The sequence below is a fragment of the Streptomyces vastus genome (assembly GCF_039532825.1).
Lineage (GTDB): Bacteria > Actinomycetota > Actinomycetes > Streptomycetales > Streptomycetaceae > Streptomyces > Streptomyces vastus.
In genome coordinates this window covers 1-15,643 of sequence record NZ_BAAASJ010000113.1, presented here as the reverse complement: position 1 = coordinate 15,643, position 15,643 = coordinate 1, and the positions used below count along the sequence as shown (strand labels likewise).

The 15,643-nt window shown below is 67.9% G+C and carries 14 protein-coding genes and 2 pseudogenes; 8 read left to right on the top strand and 8 right to left on the bottom strand.

All coding sequences use genetic code 11. From position 1 onward, the window contains the following. Positions 1-688 precede the first annotated feature (688 nt). The 3 genes and pseudogenes from ABD357_RS44925 to ABD357_RS34835 all read right to left on the bottom strand — a co-directional run bounded on the left by ABD357_RS44925 (position 689) and on the right by ABD357_RS34835 (position 4,299). The gene (locus tag ABD357_RS44925; RefSeq protein ID WP_425585157.1) at positions 689-943 is read right to left on the bottom strand and encodes an acetone carboxylase subunit gamma; all 255 of its coding nucleotides are present in this window, start codon (positions 941-943) and stop codon (positions 689-691) included. After that, positions 910-2,091: pseudogene (locus ABD357_RS34840) on the bottom strand (hydantoinase B/oxoprolinase family protein); the annotation flags it as partial. The pseudogene ABD357_RS34840 and the gene ABD357_RS44925, both read right to left, overlap by 34 nt. Positions 2,092-2,148: 57 nt before the next feature. Next, complete coding sequence (locus ABD357_RS34835) at positions 2,149-4,299, bottom strand: hydantoinase/oxoprolinase family protein (protein ID WP_344395238.1); 2,151 nt, start codon at positions 4,297-4,299, stop codon at positions 2,149-2,151. Between the two features lie 349 nt (positions 4,300-4,648). Here ABD357_RS34835 and ABD357_RS34830 point away from each other — a divergent pair, with 349 nt between their 5' ends. Both ABD357_RS34830 and ABD357_RS34825 read left to right on the top strand, forming a co-directional pair. Further along, positions 4,649-5,533, top strand: a complete 885-nt coding sequence (locus tag ABD357_RS34830; protein ID WP_344395237.1) for a helix-turn-helix domain-containing protein — start codon at positions 4,649-4,651, stop codon at positions 5,531-5,533. A 299-nt stretch (positions 5,534-5,832) separates the two neighbouring features. Beyond that, a complete protein-coding gene (locus tag ABD357_RS34825; RefSeq protein WP_344395236.1) occupies positions 5,833-6,291 on the top strand; it encodes a PPOX class F420-dependent oxidoreductase in 459 nt (152 codons plus the stop codon). Between the two features lie 468 nt (positions 6,292-6,759). Here ABD357_RS34825 and ABD357_RS34820 read toward each other — a convergent pair whose 3' ends face one another. The 3 genes from ABD357_RS34820 to dnaK all read right to left on the bottom strand — a co-directional run bounded on the left by ABD357_RS34820 (position 6,760) and on the right by dnaK (position 10,398). Then, the gene (locus tag ABD357_RS34820) at positions 6,760-7,155 is read right to left on the bottom strand and encodes a DUF2267 domain-containing protein (protein WP_344395235.1); all 396 of its coding nucleotides are present in this window, start codon (positions 7,153-7,155) and stop codon (positions 6,760-6,762) included. 778 nt (positions 7,156-7,933) lie between these two features. Next, positions 7,934-8,518: a nucleotide exchange factor GrpE gene (gene grpE / locus ABD357_RS34815; protein WP_344395234.1), complete on the bottom strand. Its 585-nt coding sequence runs from the start codon at positions 8,516-8,518 to the stop codon at positions 7,934-7,936. Continuing rightward, positions 8,515-10,398, bottom strand: a complete 1,884-nt coding sequence (gene dnaK, locus ABD357_RS34810; protein ID WP_344395233.1) for a molecular chaperone DnaK — start codon at positions 10,396-10,398, stop codon at positions 8,515-8,517. Before dnaK ends, grpE begins: the two co-directional genes overlap by 4 nt. Before the next feature lie 375 nt (positions 10,399-10,773). Here dnaK and ABD357_RS34805 point away from each other — a divergent pair, with 375 nt between their 5' ends. The 3 genes from ABD357_RS34805 to ABD357_RS34795 all read left to right on the top strand — a co-directional run bounded on the left by ABD357_RS34805 (position 10,774) and on the right by ABD357_RS34795 (position 12,843). After that, entirely contained in the window at positions 10,774-11,259 is a 486-nt protein-coding gene (locus ABD357_RS34805) for an Hsp20/alpha crystallin family protein (protein ID WP_344395232.1), read from the top strand. A gap of 279 nt (positions 11,260-11,538) precedes the next feature. Continuing rightward, positions 11,539-12,459: a hypothetical protein gene (locus tag ABD357_RS34800; protein ID WP_344395231.1), complete on the top strand. Its 921-nt coding sequence runs from the start codon at positions 11,539-11,541 to the stop codon at positions 12,457-12,459. A gap of 153 nt (positions 12,460-12,612) precedes the next feature. Continuing rightward, the gene (locus ABD357_RS34795; RefSeq protein ID WP_344395230.1) at positions 12,613-12,843 is read left to right on the top strand and encodes a hypothetical protein; all 231 of its coding nucleotides are present in this window, start codon (positions 12,613-12,615) and stop codon (positions 12,841-12,843) included. Positions 12,844-12,930: 87 nt separating this feature from the next. On the opposite strand, the gene ABD357_RS34790 is transcribed toward ABD357_RS34795, so the two are convergent. After that, positions 12,931-13,416 carry a J domain-containing protein gene (locus tag ABD357_RS34790; protein WP_344395229.1) on the bottom strand — a complete coding sequence of 162 codons (486 nt, stop codon included), beginning with the start codon at positions 13,414-13,416 and terminating at the stop codon, positions 12,931-12,933. Between the two features lie 180 nt (positions 13,417-13,596). Here ABD357_RS34790 and ABD357_RS34785 point away from each other — a divergent pair, with 180 nt between their 5' ends. Then, entirely contained in the window at positions 13,597-14,019 is a 423-nt protein-coding gene (locus ABD357_RS34785) for an Hsp20/alpha crystallin family protein (protein ID WP_344395228.1), read from the top strand. 178 nt (positions 14,020-14,197) lie between these two features. Here ABD357_RS34785 and ABD357_RS34780 read toward each other — a convergent pair. Beyond that, a pseudogene (locus ABD357_RS34780) lies at positions 14,198-14,320 on the bottom strand (CocE/NonD family hydrolase); the annotation flags it as partial. Between the two features lie 171 nt (positions 14,321-14,491). Here ABD357_RS34780 and ABD357_RS34775 point away from each other — a divergent pair. Both ABD357_RS34775 and ABD357_RS34770 read left to right on the top strand, forming a co-directional pair. After that, positions 14,492-14,782 (top strand): GlsB/YeaQ/YmgE family stress response membrane protein, encoded by a 291-nt coding sequence (locus ABD357_RS34775; RefSeq protein WP_344395227.1) that lies wholly within the window; start codon positions 14,492-14,494, stop codon positions 14,780-14,782. 215 nt (positions 14,783-14,997) lie between these two features. Beyond that, on the top strand, positions 14,998-15,387 hold the full coding sequence (locus ABD357_RS34770) for a hypothetical protein (protein WP_344395226.1): 390 nt from the start codon (positions 14,998-15,000) through the stop codon (positions 15,385-15,387). Positions 15,388-15,643 lie beyond the last annotated feature (256 nt).

The window sequence follows — 15,643 nt, the reverse complement described above, 5'->3', positions numbered from 1 at the left end:
CATGCCCGCGGCACAGGCCGCCGCCCCGAGTGCCGCCGGAGCAACCCCCGCCCCCATCCCGATCCCCGACCCCATCCCCGTCACCGGCACCTGGACCCGCACCTCCGACGGCGGTCAAAAGGCGACCGGCGGCAGTCGCGAGCCCGCCCTCGCCCTGTCCGAGCAGCAACTCGCGGCCAAGGGCACGTACGCGGCCCGCGTCACGCCCCAATCCGCCTCCTCCATGGGCGTGTTGGTGTTCCGGGCCGCCCTGGACGGTTCGACCGGATACGCGGTCGCCCTCGACCCCGGTCGCGCCCGCATCCGGCTCTACGACCTGGCCAGCGACGACACGATCGCCACCGCGCCACTGCCGGGCGCCCGAACCGGAAAGTGCCGTCACGCTTGCTGGTCATCAACTCGAACGCGTCCTCGGCGTCGGCGATGCCGAACCGATGCGTCGTCATCGGTGTCGGGTCGATCTTCCCGGTGGACAGCAACCGCATCAGCCGCGCCATCCGTTACCGCCATGCGACCTGGTCCTCCTGGGCCACATCACAGGCCGCGAACGTGGCCTGTGCCCCGGACTTCGTCAGGGCGCCGGCCAGCTCCTGGCGGCGTTCTCGTCGAGTTCGACGACGGCGAGGGCGGCACCCTCGCCGGTCCCGGCGATACGCGGCGCCGCCGGGACCGCCGGGACCGGCAGGTTTCAGAGGGCGACCGGCAGGTCGCGGCCGAGCCACTCGGTGTAGAACGTCGCCAGGTCGGGTGTGAAGTCGACCTCCACCGGAAAGGTCGGCGGGACGCAGTCGACGTCGAGGAGCGTGCCGCTGACCGGGCAGAGGAATTCGCGGATCTCGACGAGGTCGGGGTCGACATCAGGATCTCCTCGGTGAATCCTCTGGCGTACCAGCTGATTCCCATCAGCCGCCAGACATTGGCGAAGATCGGGATGAGGGTCCACCAGGCCAACGAGGTCGCCACGCCCTGGTAGTTGGCGTTGACGATCGATCCCTCGGGCAGGTACTGCTTGACCGCCAGATACGCGCCGTCGTTGACCCGGCCGTCGTAGTTGAGCAGTTGGGTCAGGGTGATCCAGAAGCCGCCGTTCATCGGCCCCGGGGCGCAGTTGAACGGGTGGAAGCTCCAGCCGGTCGAACCCTCGTAGTCGAGCTCGATGCGGCCTTCACCGGTGACCGTCATCTCCTGGCGCACCAGGTCGATGAAGTCGTTCTTGGCCAGCGGGTGCACGAAGGGCACATGGCTGCGCTTGTGCACCGGCATGGTCAGCCCGCGGTAGGTGCCCGGCACCATGGTCGTACGGACCCGCTTGAGGAATTCCCGGCGGCCTTCCTCGATCAGCTCCTTCGTGGCCTGCTGGTAGTAGTCCAGGCCGAACTCGTCGACGATCGCGGTGAGCGCGTCACGGACCATCAGGCAACCCGACAGCTTGGCCTTGTCGTCGAGGATCCACCAGTTGGCGTTCCTGAGGCCCATGCGCAGCCGCAGCATGTAGTCGTGGCGGAAGTGGTCGTGCTCGCCGACCTTCTCCGCGCTGATGTGCAGACCCTCGCCGTACCGGTCCGGGGTGAGGACCGACATGCCTGGCCCCTCGTAGGTGCCCGCCTCCAGTTCGTGGGTGACCGCGCCGACCCAGGCGATGAGCTCGTCGCCGTGGAAGACCGGGATGACCGTCATGACGTCCGGCGTGTGCACGCCGCCGGCCCACACCTCGTTGTTCTCGAAGATGTCCCCGGGCCGGATCTTCGGGTTGTCCTCGTACCCGTTCTTGATCATGAACTTGATGAACTCGGACAGGGTGTGGACGTGCACCATGATCCCGCTGGACAGGGCGATGGCGTCGCCTTCCGGGGTGTAGAGCCCGATCACGAACTCCTCGAAGTCCCGGACCGCGGGGGAGGAGGCGATGTACTTCATCGTCTCGCGCGTCGAGATGATGGTCGACAGCAGCCGGGAGTGGAACGACTCGAACTGCAGCGGGTCGGCTTCGAGGTTGGGCAGCTCGGTCAAGCCCTGGTAGTGACCGGTCTCTTCGAACAGCTCCTCGCAGCGGGTCAGTTGCTCGAGCAGCGTCGGCTTCTCGCTGGTCATGTGGGGTCCTGCCTTTCACGTCACCGTGGGACGAACGGGGTTCAGGCGAATCGGGGGTCAGGCCTGACCGGCGCGGTAGTGGATGAGGCGTCGGCTGTCGAACTCGACGTGATGGGTGGGCGGGATGAGCAGCGTGGTCGCCGGGTGCTCGATCACCGCCGGGCCGCCCACGACGTTGCCTGCCTGCAGCTCGTCCATCTCGTAGATCCGGAAGGTGATGTCCTCGCCCTTCCAGTGCCCGGGCCGGGTTCCCTTGATCGCCGACGAGGGCGGGGTCCGGCCGTGCAGGTCCAGCACCGGGATGGCCGGCTTGGGGGTCTCCAGATCGGCGGAGAGCGCGAGCTCCAGGATCTGGTAACCGACTTCGGAGTAGAGGGCCTGCTTCGGATAGATGCTGGTGTAGACGCGCTCGTAGCCGCGCATCAGCTCGTGGAGGTCGTCGATCGACTTGAGCCGCTCACCGTCCCAGGGGACCTCGAAGTCCGACAGCTGGTTGGTGAAACGCACATAGGCCGAGCGATTCAGCTTGGCCGCGCCGAAATCCCAGCCGTGGATGGCGAAGTCCTGACGTGCGCGCTCCTCCAGCGATGCCCAGGCCGTGTTGATCGCCTCGATCGCGGCGCCCTTGACCGCGCGGGCCGGACCGTCGTCCCCGGCCGGACACGCAGCGATGGTCGCCTGGTGGTAGCGATAGCGCCGCGGCGCGCAGAGCACGCCGAATGCCGAGAAGACGGCGGCGAACGGGAAAGTGATGACCTCCTTGAAATTCAGCCCGTCGAGCACCCCGGACAGGCCCAGCGGGCCGCCACCGCCGTACATCAGCATCGAGTACTCCTCGGTGGTGTACCCGCGGCCACGGAGCATGTTCGACAGGAACTCCCGCATCGACTCGGTGACCAGCTGATGTGCCCGCTCGCAGAACTCCATGACGCCGACCTTGAAATGCTTGGCCATCGGCTCCAGCGCCGCCTGCGCCGCGTCCTTGTCCAGCGGCACGTCACCGCCGAGGAAGTTGTTCGGATCCAGATAGCCCAGCAGTAGATGGCAGTCGGTGATCGTCGGGTTCGGCCAGTTCAGACAGACACCGACATCCGACCCCGCGCTCCGCGGCCCGATGGTGAGCTTCCCGGTCAGCGGGTGGATCCCCAGTTCCGACCCCATCCCGGCACCGATCGACTCGGTATGGATCATCGGGATGTTGGTGCGGAAGCTCAGCAGGGTGGGCTCCCGGGTGATCGGGATGGTGCCGTCGCGAACGATGCCGACATCGAAGCTGGTTCCCCCGATGTCGCAGCAGACCACGTTGTCCGAACCGAGGATCTCCCCGACGAAGTGTCCGCCCAGCACCCCACCGACGGGACCGGACACATAGGACTCGTACAGCCGGGGGGTGTCCACCGGTACGGTGCCGCCGTGCGCCAGCAGCGTGGAGACCTCCCGCCGGAAACCGTCCGAACGCGCCTTCTCCTCCACGGCCTTGAAGTGCTTGCGGGCCCGCTCCCCCGCATAGGACTGCGCGACGACACTGGCCAGCCGGGTGTACTCCTTGTGCGTCGGTGCGATCGCCGAGGACAGCACGACCGAGACGCCGGGTGCCTCCTCGGCGATGATCTCCGCAGCACGCTGCTCGTGTGCGGGGTTCATGTGCGAGAACAGGAACATCACGCCGATCGACTCGGCCCCGGCGGCCACCAACTCGCGTGCGGCGACCCGTACGTCCTCCTCCCGCAGCGGGACGGTGACCTGACCGAACAGGTCGATGCGTTCCTGGGCGCCATGCACCCGGTCCCGCGGGATCACCGGATCGTCGTGGTGATGGGTCACGGTGTGCAGCCGGTCGGCATAGGGATAGCCCAGCCAGCCGCCCTCGGCCTTCTCCATCAGCAGGTAGTCCTCGAAGCCCTGGGTCAGCAGCAGCCCCACCGTCGAACCGGTCTTGCTGAGCAGCGTGTTCAGCATGATCGTGCCGGCGTAGACGATGACTTCACTGTGCGGCATCACCTCGGACAGCTGCTTGCCGTCGGTCTTCGCGGCATCCGCGATCGACCCGATGAAGCTGACCGATTCGTCCTGCTTGTTGGTCAAGTACTTGCCGACCAGGAACTGGCCGTCATCGCTGACGATGACCGCGTCGGTCATCGTGCCGCCCGCATCCAGGGCGACCCAGTTGCTCTCGCCTGCGCCGGGGATTTGATGTTGAGCCGTCACGGTGCCTCTCCGATCACACGCAAGCCGCGGCGCCGTAACGAGCTACGGGCGCCCATCTGATGGCCAGGACCTTGCACCGAAACGCACCGAGAAGGCTTGAACGGATACGCCGAGCCGTTGAACGGTCTCGCGCACTTGGCCAAGAAACAGGCAACGGCACAGGTCACTGCGTTTTGGGGAGAGCGAATGCGTTGAACAATCCGCCGTGCGGCTTGAAAATACGGGTGCGCCAATCGCCGTGACCTGTCGCATACCGCCCGCAGGCATTAGCGTCGAAACGCAGCAGGCTGCCGAGCACTCGCCGAACAGCCCGTTGCCGAGCGTCAATGTCGACGTGGAGGACAGGCCGATGGCGCAACACTTGATCGGGCCGGACGAGCTTCCGGTCTGGGTGCCCGGACGTCTCACGGTGCACAGTCCCGAGCAGGGCTGGGACGGTATGTCGGTACGCGGATACTGCTACAGCGGCTCCGATGTCGGAGTCCCGCCCATGCGGGATTACATGATCGTCGCCTACCGCCGCGGAACCACGGCCATGCGACGACGCTTCGACGGTCATTGGTCGACCGAACACCTCGGCCCCGGCGACGTCTCACTGCTCACCCGCGCTGCCGAATCCCACTGGGTCTGGCCCGAGGGGATCGAGGTCGTCCACGTCTACCTCACCCAGGACGAACTCGCCGCGACATGCCGCCAGATGTACGAACGCGACATCGCCGACATCGAACTCAACGACGTCCTCAAAGCCAACGACCCGGCGATCCACCGCACCGCCATGCACATCGCGGCCGAAGCCGCACACAGCGACGTGGGCAGTCCACTGCTGATCGAGTCACTGTCCTGCCAACTGTCCGTGCACATTTTGCGACGTCACGCCCAGGTGCAGTTCCGGGAGCACACCCCGGCCGACACGCTCACCACACGGCAGATCGGCACCATCCAGGAGTTCATCCGATCACACATGCGCGAGAGCATCTCCCTCGACGACCTCGCCGGCTGTGTCGGCCTGAGCCGTTACCACTTCGCCAGGCGATTCCGGCAGACCATGGGGACCACTCCACACGAATTCGTCACCAGGCAGCGTGTCTCCCGGGCCCAACTCATGCTCCAGCGGACAAGCAACCCGCTGCGGGAAATCGCCGCTCTGTGCGGGTTCTCCGACCAGAGCCACATGACACGCGCCTTCCAGCAAAGACTGGGGACGACACCGGGCAAGTTCAGGTCCGAAAGCTGATCGCTCCGGAACCGGCGTACTGCCCGTCCGCAGCGCGAACGGACACAGACGGCCGTGTGGGCAGGTGCTGGCCTGTGACGACGGCCACGGTGGAGGACGTCGCGGCGTCCGCGGCGGAGCTCCTGAACGCCGGCTTCTCGATGACCGTGAGGCCCAGCGCTGAGCGCGAAGCGCCGCGGTCGACCGGTCGCGGCGGCGAGGCAGTAAGCCCCCCTTGGAATAGGGCTCGTTGTGAAATTGAGTCGCTGGGCTTACGGCGGCCATGAAATTTCTGGACAGCCACAAATGTTGATCTGGGCATGACTCAAGGCCCGGCACCTCGCCCATTGTCCGACGAAGCCCTCTCCAACCTGCTCTTGAAGCAGCAGTTCGGCACTCTCGCCACCGTCAAGCGCAATGGTCGCCCCCACCTGACCACCATGCTCTACAGCTGGGACTCCGAGGCCCGCATCGTGCGGTTCTCGACGACGGCCGACCGCATCAAAGTCAAGCACCTGCGGCACGATCCGCGTGCGGCGCTGCATGTGCAGGGTGGCGACGTGTGGTCGTTCGCCGTCGCCGAGGGCGAGGCCGAGGTATCCGAGGTCACGGCAGTCCCTGGCGACGCGGTCGGGCGGGAACTGCTCGGAATGATCCCGGAGGCTGCGAAGCCGGAGGACGAAGATGTTTTCCTGGAGCAGTTGGTCGTCGAACGCCGGATTGTCATCCGGTTGAAGGTTGACCGGCTGTACGGGACGGCGCTTGACATCAACGGATAGATACCAGGTCCGGGCGCGGGTGTCCTGCTCAGTGAGGGCCACCACCCTCCATCGGATGAGCGAGGAGCTCCAGGCCGTGGATGTCGAGATCCCCGGCACATCCGAGACATCGCCACCCAGCTCGGGGCCGGCGTCCCTACGCCCTGAAGGTTCTGGCCGGCCGGCCGGCCGGCGACCCGGACATGGGCCAGCCATCGAATCGGCCCGGCATCCTCACCGTGATGGTCGACGACCGACCCTGCCGCCGAAGCCGTCACCGTACGGGAGGTCACCGACGCCTGGCGGCGCATCACCGGCTGGCTCCAGCACCACACCCCCGACTCCTACGCTGCGCTCCGCGCCGGCGCCAGCCCGTCCGTCCCCATCGGGACCCGCCACCGCCAGCAGCCCACGCGCCGTCCCGGACCGCGCGATCACCGGCTCCTGTCCTGAGCAAACGCATTTCGTGGGTGGCCGGCGTTCCCGGCCTCAGATCGACTGTGGGTGGCCGAAGAGCAGGTCGTAGCCGGGCGGGAGCTGGAGCAGAATCCGCTGGGTCAGGTCTTCGCCCGCGGTGTCGGCCACGACGCTGAGCACGGCGCTGACGTCCCAGGTCGCGGTCTTCTCGGTGGCGCCTTCGATCCAGGCCGCGGTCGCCCGGATGAACCGTTCGGGCGGGAGCGGTTCATGCGCCTGGAGAGGGTTGAGCAGGATGCCCGCCAGCGTCTCAGGGAGCAGGGCTGCCAGCTCCCGGCGCACTTCGCCCAGCAGATGCGCGCCGAGCAGAGCGAGGACCACTCGGGAAGCGCGCTCCGCCTCCGCCTGTGTGGGGTATTCGCCGCGCTCTTGGACGGCGGACAGGAAGGCGTCCCAGTCCGTGCGCATGGTGTCCTCCCGATCGGGCGGTCACGGCTGCGAAAGGGCGCGCCGCCTGGCGGGAGCCCCGTGCCCCAGGCACCTACCGGTGGATGCGGGCTTCAGCCGCTGATCTGCTTGGGTGGGTCGCTGCCGTTGATGGCGATCTTACGGGGCATGGCCCGCTCGGCAACCGGGGTCCGCGGCCACGGCATGCGTCGACAGGGGGCGGCTGACGGCGACAGGCTCGGACGGCTCTCTTCCGCGACCTGCTCGAAGGCTGATGCCTCAGCCGCCGGCACGGGAAGGGAGGGCGATGGCGAGACAGTGCCGGTTTCCGCCGGCGGCGGGAATGCGATCCTCGGCCCCCAGCCCGCGGGGGACGTTCGAGGGTCCGTTCCCGTACGGGTCGCAGGACGGCGATACGACCCTTACTCCTCGGCGTCGCCCTCGTCGGCTCGATAGGTTCGTGTCCAGGTTGCGCCGCAGCGGCAGCGGGAGTGTTCCACCAGCTCACCGTCTTCCGACACGGCCATGGCGTCGCTGAGGCGGACGTGAACGTGCTGACCCACTGGTCACCGCTCTCTTCGAAGTGTGGTGGCTCCGTAACGTGAGCATATTTGTGCCCATATCGGCAATGGTGTGCATCACATCCGTGGCAGGTGAGGTGCTGTCCGACGCTACGCACCTGTGGCGCCCCGGTCACGCGGCTTACTCCTGACAAGAGGCGGTCCCTGTGGGACCGCCCTCGCTTGTCGGACGTTGGATCGGCGTGTTCCGCGGCGGCGTGAGCGGAAGGCGAGGTGCCTTACCGTCTGGCCGGTGGTTCGGCGACTTCCGCCTGAGCGGGCCGCAGGAGCTGGTTGCCGACACGGTAGCCGGGGCGCAGGATCGTGGTGCAGGTCGGCCATTCGACATGGTCGGAGCGTGTACAGGAGACGGCCTCGTACAGGGTGGGGTCGAAGGGATCGCCCGCCGTGCCGAAGGACGTCAGCCCGAGGGCCGCGAGTTCGGTTTCCAGTGCCTCGGTGACGCGTTGGAAGCCGCCGGTGACTTCTCCTTGCTTGCGGGCCTCGTCGATGGCGTCGAGTACGGGGAGGAGACCGGCGAGCACGTTGGTCACGGCTATCTCGCCGACTGCGCGGCGGTCGCGGCTCACCCGTTTGCGGTAGCTGTCGTACTCGGACTTCACTCGCTGCAGGTCCGCTGTCCGCTCACGCACCTGTGCACGCAGGACATCCGTCTCGCCCACGGCCGCGTCGGCCTTCGGGGCAGGCTCGATGTCGCCGCGGCGGCGGGGCTCCAGGCTGGTTCCCGGATCCCGCCGCCGGTTGTCCTCGACGATCGACAGAGGGTGCTTGCTGCGGCGGTGGTTGTCGCCAGGGCGGGTCATCCGGCACCCTCCTGCCGCCTTTCGTCGTCGACGATCTCGGCGTCGACGACGTCCTCGTCCTGCCCGGCCGGGCCGGCCTCGCCACCGCCCATGCCGTCGGCTGCCTGCTGGCCGGCCTGCGCCCGGGCGTACATGGCGCTACCCACCTTCTGGGCTGCGGCGGTGACCTTGTCAGTGGCCTGCCGCAGGGCGGCGGGGTTGTCGCTGCCGGCCGGCTCCGCCTTGAGGGCTTCCTTGAGCTCCGCCAGAGCGGTGTCGACCTCGCCCTTGACATCGGCGGGGATCTTGTCGGCGTTGTCGGCGAGCAGCCGTTCGGTCTGGTAGGCGACCTGCTCGGCGCGGTTGCGGGTCTCAGCGGCCTCGCGCCTGCGCCGGTCTTCCTCGGCGTGCTGCTCGGCTTCGCGAACCATGCGGTCGATGTCGTCCTTCGGGAGGGCCGAGCCGCCGGTCACGGTCATCTTCTGTTCCTTGCCGGTGCCCAGGTCCTTGGCGGACACGTGCATGATTCCGTTCGCGTCGATGTCGAAGGTGACCTCGATCTGCGGCACACCACGGGGTGCAGGCGGCAGACCGGTCAGCTCGAACATCCCGAGCTTCTTGTTGTACGCGGCGATCTCACGCTCGCCCTGGTAGACCTGGATGGTCACCGACGGCTGGCTGTCCTCGGCCGTGGTGAAGATCTCCGAACGCTTCGTCGGGATCGTGGTGTTGCGCTCGATGAGCTTGGTCATGATGCCGCCCTTGGTCTCGATGCCGAGGGACAGCGGCGTGACGTCCAGCAGCAGGACGTCCTTGACCTCGCCCTTGAGGACACCGGCCTGCAGGGCGGCGCCCACGGCCACGACCTCATCGGGGTTGACGCCCTTGTGCGGGTCCTTGCCGGTCAGCGCCGGTACGAGGTCGGTCACCGCCGGCATCCTCGTCGAGCCGCCGACCAGGATGACGTGGTCGATGTCGGACACCTTGATCCCGGCATCCTTGATCGCGTTGTGGAACGGGCCCTTGCACCGATCCAGCAGATCCGAGGTCATCTGCTGGAACTGGGCGCGCGTGAGCTTCTCGTCCAGGTGCAGCGGACCCTCGGCGGACGCGGTGATGTACGGCAGGTTGACCGTGGACTCCGACGACGAGGACAGCTCGATCTTCGCCCGCTCGGCGGCCTCCCGCAGCCGCTGCACGGCCATCTTGTCCTTGGACAGGTCCACGCCGTACGCGTTCTTGAACTGCTTGGCCAGGTGGTCGACGAGCCGCTGGTCCCAGTCGTCGCCGCCCAGGTGTGTGTCGCCGTTGGTGGCCTTGACCTCGACCACACCCTCGCCGATCTCCAGCAGCGACACGTCGAACGTGCCGCCGCCCAGGTCGAAGACGAGGACGGTCTGGTCGTTCTCCTTGTCCAGCCCGTAGGCCAGGGCGGCCGCGGTGGGCTCGTTGATGATCCGCAGCACCTTCAGGCCGGCGATCTCCCCGGCCTCCTTGGTCGCGGTGCGCTGAGAGTCGTTGAAGTACGCCGGAACGGTGATGACCGCCTCGGTGACGTCCTCACCGAGGTACGCCTCCGCGTCCCGCTTGAGCTTCTGCAGTATCCGTGCGGAGATCTCCTGGGGGGCGTACCGCTTGCCGTCGATGCTCCCGCTCTCCGGGAAACGCCACTGCGCGTCGCCCATGTGGCGTTTGACCGAGCGGACGGTGCGCTCCACGTTGGTGACCGCCTGGCGCTTGGCCACTTCACCGACGAGCACCTCGCCGTTCTTGGCGAAGGCGACCACCGACGGGGTCGTCCGCGCCCCTTCCGTGTTGGTGATGACCGTGGGGTCTCCACCCTCCAGCACGCACACCACCGAGTTCGTCGTGCCGAGGTCGATTCCCACTGCCCGTGTCATGGTCCTCTCCTTCATCTGCCGGCAGACGACAGCGCCGGTGCACTGCCACCTGCGGATTTGAAGCAAACGTCGTCAAGAGCCTGGATAGGGTCCGCACCTTCCTTGTCAGTAATTACCAGTTTCTACCTCCTTGGTGGCATTGGTGATGAGTGGGAGGCAGTCGCCCACGAGCGTTCGGACCCACGAATCTCGGACGCGCCAATCGCCTGTCGTGCGCAGCTGGCGCCAGGAGGTGAATCGGGGGCGCGGCAGCCTCCGCTTCGCTCTTCAATGCCTGAGCACCAAGAGCGGAGCGCGAGCGCGTGTTCAACACCACCGACACCGGGTACCCAAATCGGGATGAATCGGTACCAATTGCCCTGGAGGTGAAGGACGATGACTCTGCCCGCGCGACGCGCCACGGGGAGTCGGCTGGCCCAACGGCGATTCCCGGGCTGGGCCGGGGATCCGCTCGCCGAGTTCGACGACCTCTTCAGCCGTTTCGGCAACCTGCTGGAGACCACGGTCGGCGGTGGCCTGGCACCCACGGCCGGGGCGTGGGCCCCGGCAGCGGATGTCTCCGAAACCGACGACGCCTACCTCATCGAGATCGACCTGCCCGGCGTCAAGCGGGACGACATCGACATCGAGATGGGCGAACGCGAACTGACCATCAGAGGCGAGTTCAAGGAGCGGGAACGCGCTGGTGTCCTGCGCCGCGGCACCCGCCGCACCGGCAGGTTCGAGTACCAGGCCGTGCTGCCCGGCGAGATCAACGCCGAAGGCGTCAACGCCAGCCTGGCGGACGGCGTGCTGACCGTGAACGTGCCCAAGGCCGAGGCGGCCAAGCCCCGCCACATCGAGATCACCAGCGGGGAGTGACCACCTACCTGCTACATGCCGCTCCGGTCCCTGGCAGGCATCGGCCGACCGGGACTGGAAGCGGCACACGAGGCGGGTCCGGTCCGGACGACATGCCAACCCTCACTCAGAGCATCGGGCCGTGCGCCGATCGCTGGTGACGGCTTCTTCCCCCGCACACGCCACCGCCTGCGTGCCCGGTCCCACACTCTCGTCCAGTAACGCGCCCACGCCGGGCAGCCGCCCGGCGGACATGGCACACCTCACCTCTGCCAACCCAAAGCCCCAGGGAGTACGGCCATGACAGTGATGACGGACGCGCTCATCCCGGCGTTGGAAGACGTTCGCGAGGCCCACGCCGCAGTCATCGACCGATTCCGTGCCGATATGGCCGTCACCGCCGTCGGGCCGCGCCATCAGGCACTCCGGCGCCACGTCGTCGGCACCGCGGACCGCCTGGCCCGTGTCGACGACCACGTCCGCGAGATCCGCCCACGGACGCTGATGCGGGACACGTCCGAGTTGGTACGCAGCGTTTCCGACGGCGCGGTCCGCACCGTCAGGGTCCCTCTGCAGGCGGTGATCGCGAGCGGTCTTCTGCGCGGGGGACGCCAGGCCACCGAGCGGGGACGCCTGAAGAACGCGGAAGGCGAGTACGCGGCCGTTGCCCGGGCCCTGGTGTCCTGCCGGGCGGGGGAGAGCATCGCCGCCGTCGCCGATGATGAGGAGGCCGTGGACCTGCTTGCCGCGCTGCGCCGCCAGGATGAGCAACTGCTTCAGGCACTGGAGAGCAGCGTCGACGAAGAGGCCCAGGCCCTGGCCGCCGCAGCCGCAAAGGCCGGCCGAACGGTCAAAGGCAACGGTGGCCCCACCGCGGCGGCCGGCCAGGTGGTACGCACCACCGTCGCCCGGATCCGGGAGGTCGTCCGGGGCGGAGGGCAGCAGACCCGCCGTACGGCCGCCGGGGCGCCCGAGGAGACGCCGAGCGTGACGCGGATGGCCGAGCAGGTGCAAGGCGCCGTCACCCGGGAGGAAGACCTCCCGATCCCCGGCTACGGCCGGTTGGCCGCCACCGACATCGTCCAGCGGCTGCGCGATCTCTCCCAGAGCCAGCTGACCGTCATAGAGGGCTTTGAACGCGCCCACGCCAACCGGGCCACCGTACTGCAGGCCATCGAAGAGCTACGCGGGAGTCGGCCCCGGCGGAATACGACGCCATGAGCCCGGACCAGATCACCGCCTGGCTGACGGCCGCGGAGCCCGCTCCGGCGCGGCAGGTGTGCAAACGCGCTTCACCCCTCACCACAGCCAAGTCGGCACCTGCTTCCCGACGACCATGACCGCGCTTGACCGAGAAAGAAAGGGAGATCCACCATGACCAGCACCAGAGAAACAGGCGGCATCACCGGAACCAAGGACAAGGACTACAACCTGATCTGGTTCATCGAAGCCTGCCTGAACAACGCCCTGCGACTGGAGACCTACGTCCAGGACGCCGAACGCGAAAACGACAACGAGATCGTGGAACTTTTCCGCAAGGCCCAGGCCGACAGCCGCAAGGGCGCCGATCTCGGCAAACAGCTCCTGCGCTCCCGGCTCGGCTGACAGACACCGACGAATACGAGAGGGCCGGTGGCTCCCCTGGCCCTCTCGGTCGGCGGGAGGAGTGAGCGACCCGCGGAAACCCGGTCGTCATCGCAGCCAGGAATCCGCCTGCCGCAGCCACTGCAGCACAATCCGGGTGACGGAGTCGCCGTCATCCCATCCCGGCGGAAGAACCGCGAACCGGGGGCCGATGCGCGAAGGCGCGAGGGAGATCACCTCTTCCGGGCCACGCAGCAGGCTGGACGCATTGCTCCGTCGCCGGGGCGGGGGCGCCTGCGCTGCTCGGGAGGTCCGCGTTCGGACGCGTACGGGCACCGGCCGACCTGCAGCCGCACTCGACGCCGGGCCGCCCCGGCCTATGTCGTATGCCGCGCGCCGCCCCGGATCGCGCAGCGTGTCATAGGCGGCGAGGACGTCCGCGAGGTCCTCCGCCGAAGCCGAATCCTCGGGCCGGGTGTCCGGATGCAGCGAGCGCACCAGCCTGCGATATGCGGAAGTGATCTCCTCGGCGGAGGCGGAACGCGGGACGCCGAGTACCGCGTAGTGGTCGCGCTGCGGTCGCTGCCCGGGCATCGTTCTCACCACCCTCGGCCGCTTGGCCTCCGCAAACCACGAAGTTCCTACAAGCCTCCATATAACCTCGCCCACTTATTGTCAATACATCCCTTTTGAGTTATATGAGTGGTGAGGGTGGTTCGTAGAAGCGGCCGTCGAATGCTGGTCCTGTCACTGTCCGAGAGGAGTGTGACTGTGATGCTGCTGCGTACCGATCCCTTCCGTGAACTGGACCGTCTGACCGAGCAGTTGCTGGGTACGGCGGCGCGGCCGGTGACCATGCCGTTGGACGCCTACGAGCGTGACGGCACGCTGTGGGTCCACCTCGACGTTCCCGGCGTCGAGCCGGACGGCATCGATCTGAGCGTCGAGCAGAACATGCTGACCGTGCGCGCCGAACGCCCCGAACCGAAGGGCGCCCTATCGGAGATGGTCGCGGCCGAGCGGCCGTACGGAGTCTTCCGGCGGCAGCTGTTCCTCGGCGAGAACCTGGACGTCGAGCACATCGAGGCCGAGTACGACGCCGGGGTGCTGACGGTCAAGATCCCCGTGGCCGAGACGGCGAAGACCCGCAGGATCGAGATCGGCCACGCCGAGGAGAAGAAGGAACTCGCCGACTGACGGCCAGGCACAGGGCCCGTGGTCCCGACCGGAGGCAGGTCGGGTCACGGGTCTTCGCCTTTCCGGCCACCCAACCACTGAGGTACGTCCGGCCGTTCGGAGGGAACTCCGGGAGCCCCGCCGAGTCGCTGCTGGGCTGTCTCGTGCTGCACCGGGGCGAGGCGCACATTCGCCGAGTCATCCCCGTGCCGCCGTCGCACCAGGGCTGCTCCGCCAGCCAGGCCAGGACCTCCTCGGCGTCGGCCTGCTCCCGTTCCAGGTACTCGTCCCGCAGCACGCCCTCCGACTCCGAAGCCCACCGGTGCCGCCGTCCGGAATGTTCTCCGGCCCATGTCGGGCCGTGCGTTCGAGGGCCTTGGCGTCAACTGCTGTTTGGTGACGTGCTCATGGGTAACCCGTCCGGCGAACCGGACACAAGGCCAGCGAACCGGATACAAGGCCGACGAACCGGACGCAAAGGAGAAAATCTTCCATGGGCATCATCGCTTGGATAGTCATCGGTCTGCTCGCGGGGGCCATTGCCAAAGCGCTCATGCCGGGCAAGGACCCGGGCGGAATCATCGTCACCATGCTCATCGGTATCGCCGGAGGCCTGCTTGGAGGCTTCCTCGGCAAGGTGATCTTCGGAGTCGACTCGATCGACGGCTTCTTCGACCTGTCCACCTGGATCGCGGCCGTCGTCGGGTCCGTCATCCTCCTCGCGCTGTACCGGCTGTTCACCAGCCGCGGACACGGACACCGGCGCGGACACGTCCATGCATAGCAGGCTCGTTCACGAACTGCAGCCCGGGACAGGGGAGTTCGGCCCGCATCGCGATGGCCGGAATCCGGCGAACAGGTTCCCTCGGGCGCGGTGAGCACCCCACGCCGCCGGCGGGCGGGCCTGAGGCCCGCCCGCCGGCGGTGACGGAAACGTGGTGGGGAGCGTCGCCCAACGTCTGGGGCCGATTCGGACCGTGGCGGGACCGAGCTCCGCGGATGCGCCTGCTGAACCGGATGGAGTTCGTCGCCGAGACCCTGCGGGCCGCGCTGGAGGCGCTCGCCGCTGCCGCGCCAAACTGGCTGGAGCAGGCCCTGGCGGAGCGGGAGACCAACTGGCTGGGCCGGTACGGGGAACGCGTGGATGCCTGGCACGGGCTGCCCGACGACCAGGACCGCGACAGCTGGCTGCGCCAGGTCGGCGAGGATGGATTCCACCTGCTCACGGCCGCCTGGCGGCCCGATGCCCCCGACTGGCTGCGCCGCATCCCCGCCCTGGAGACCCTGCGCCGGGCGTGGCTGCAGCAGTACCACCGCGGCCAGGACGGCGTTCGGGCCCGCGAGAGCGAGGACCTGCCACCGGGGCACCAACGGCTGGCCAGCCTCTAGGACACCGAGGCACGCTACGGCACCAAGAAGACCACCGGCTGGACGGGTTACTGCCTGCACCTGACCGAGACCTGCGACGACGCCGCGCCCCGGCTGATCACGGACGTCGCCACCACCAGCGCTGCCGAAAGGGGACGACAGCCAGGCCCTGCCCGGGATCCACACCCGTCTCGCCGCGCGGGAGCTGCTGCCCGCCGAGCAACTCGTCGACAGCGGCTACGTCACGGCCCGCACCCTGGTCGCCGCCCGCCAGGAA

Bases quoted from the DNA above. Each gene is read 5' to 3' on its own strand.
- ABD357_RS34830 (WP_344395237.1), top strand. From the start codon at position 4,649: ATGGCGCAACACTTGATCGGGCCGGACGAGCTTCCGGTCTGGGTGCCC.
- ABD357_RS34825 (WP_344395236.1), top strand. From the start codon at position 5,833: ATGACTCAAGGCCCGGCACCTCGCCCATTGTCCGACGAAGCCCTCTCC.
- ABD357_RS34820 (WP_344395235.1), bottom strand. From the start codon at position 7,155: ATGCGCACGGACTGGGACGCCTTCCTGTCCGCCGTCCAAGAGCGCGGC.
- grpE (WP_344395234.1), bottom strand. From the start codon at position 8,518: ATGACCCGCCCTGGCGACAACCACCGCCGCAGCAAGCACCCTCTGTCG.
- dnaK (WP_344395233.1), bottom strand. From the start codon at position 10,398: ATGACACGGGCAGTGGGAATCGACCTCGGCACGACGAACTCGGTGGTG.
- ABD357_RS34805 (WP_344395232.1), top strand. From the start codon at position 10,774: ATGACTCTGCCCGCGCGACGCGCCACGGGGAGTCGGCTGGCCCAACGG.
- ABD357_RS34800 (WP_344395231.1), top strand. From the start codon at position 11,539: ATGACAGTGATGACGGACGCGCTCATCCCGGCGTTGGAAGACGTTCGC.
- ABD357_RS34795 (WP_344395230.1), top strand. From the start codon at position 12,613: ATGACCAGCACCAGAGAAACAGGCGGCATCACCGGAACCAAGGACAAG.
- ABD357_RS34790 (WP_344395229.1), bottom strand. From the start codon at position 13,416: ATGCCCGGGCAGCGACCGCAGCGCGACCACTACGCGGTACTCGGCGTC.
- ABD357_RS34785 (WP_344395228.1), top strand. From the start codon at position 13,597: ATGCTGCTGCGTACCGATCCCTTCCGTGAACTGGACCGTCTGACCGAG.
- ABD357_RS34775 (WP_344395227.1), top strand. From the start codon at position 14,492: ATGGGCATCATCGCTTGGATAGTCATCGGTCTGCTCGCGGGGGCCATT.
- ABD357_RS34770 (WP_344395226.1), top strand. From the start codon at position 14,998: ATGCGCCTGCTGAACCGGATGGAGTTCGTCGCCGAGACCCTGCGGGCC.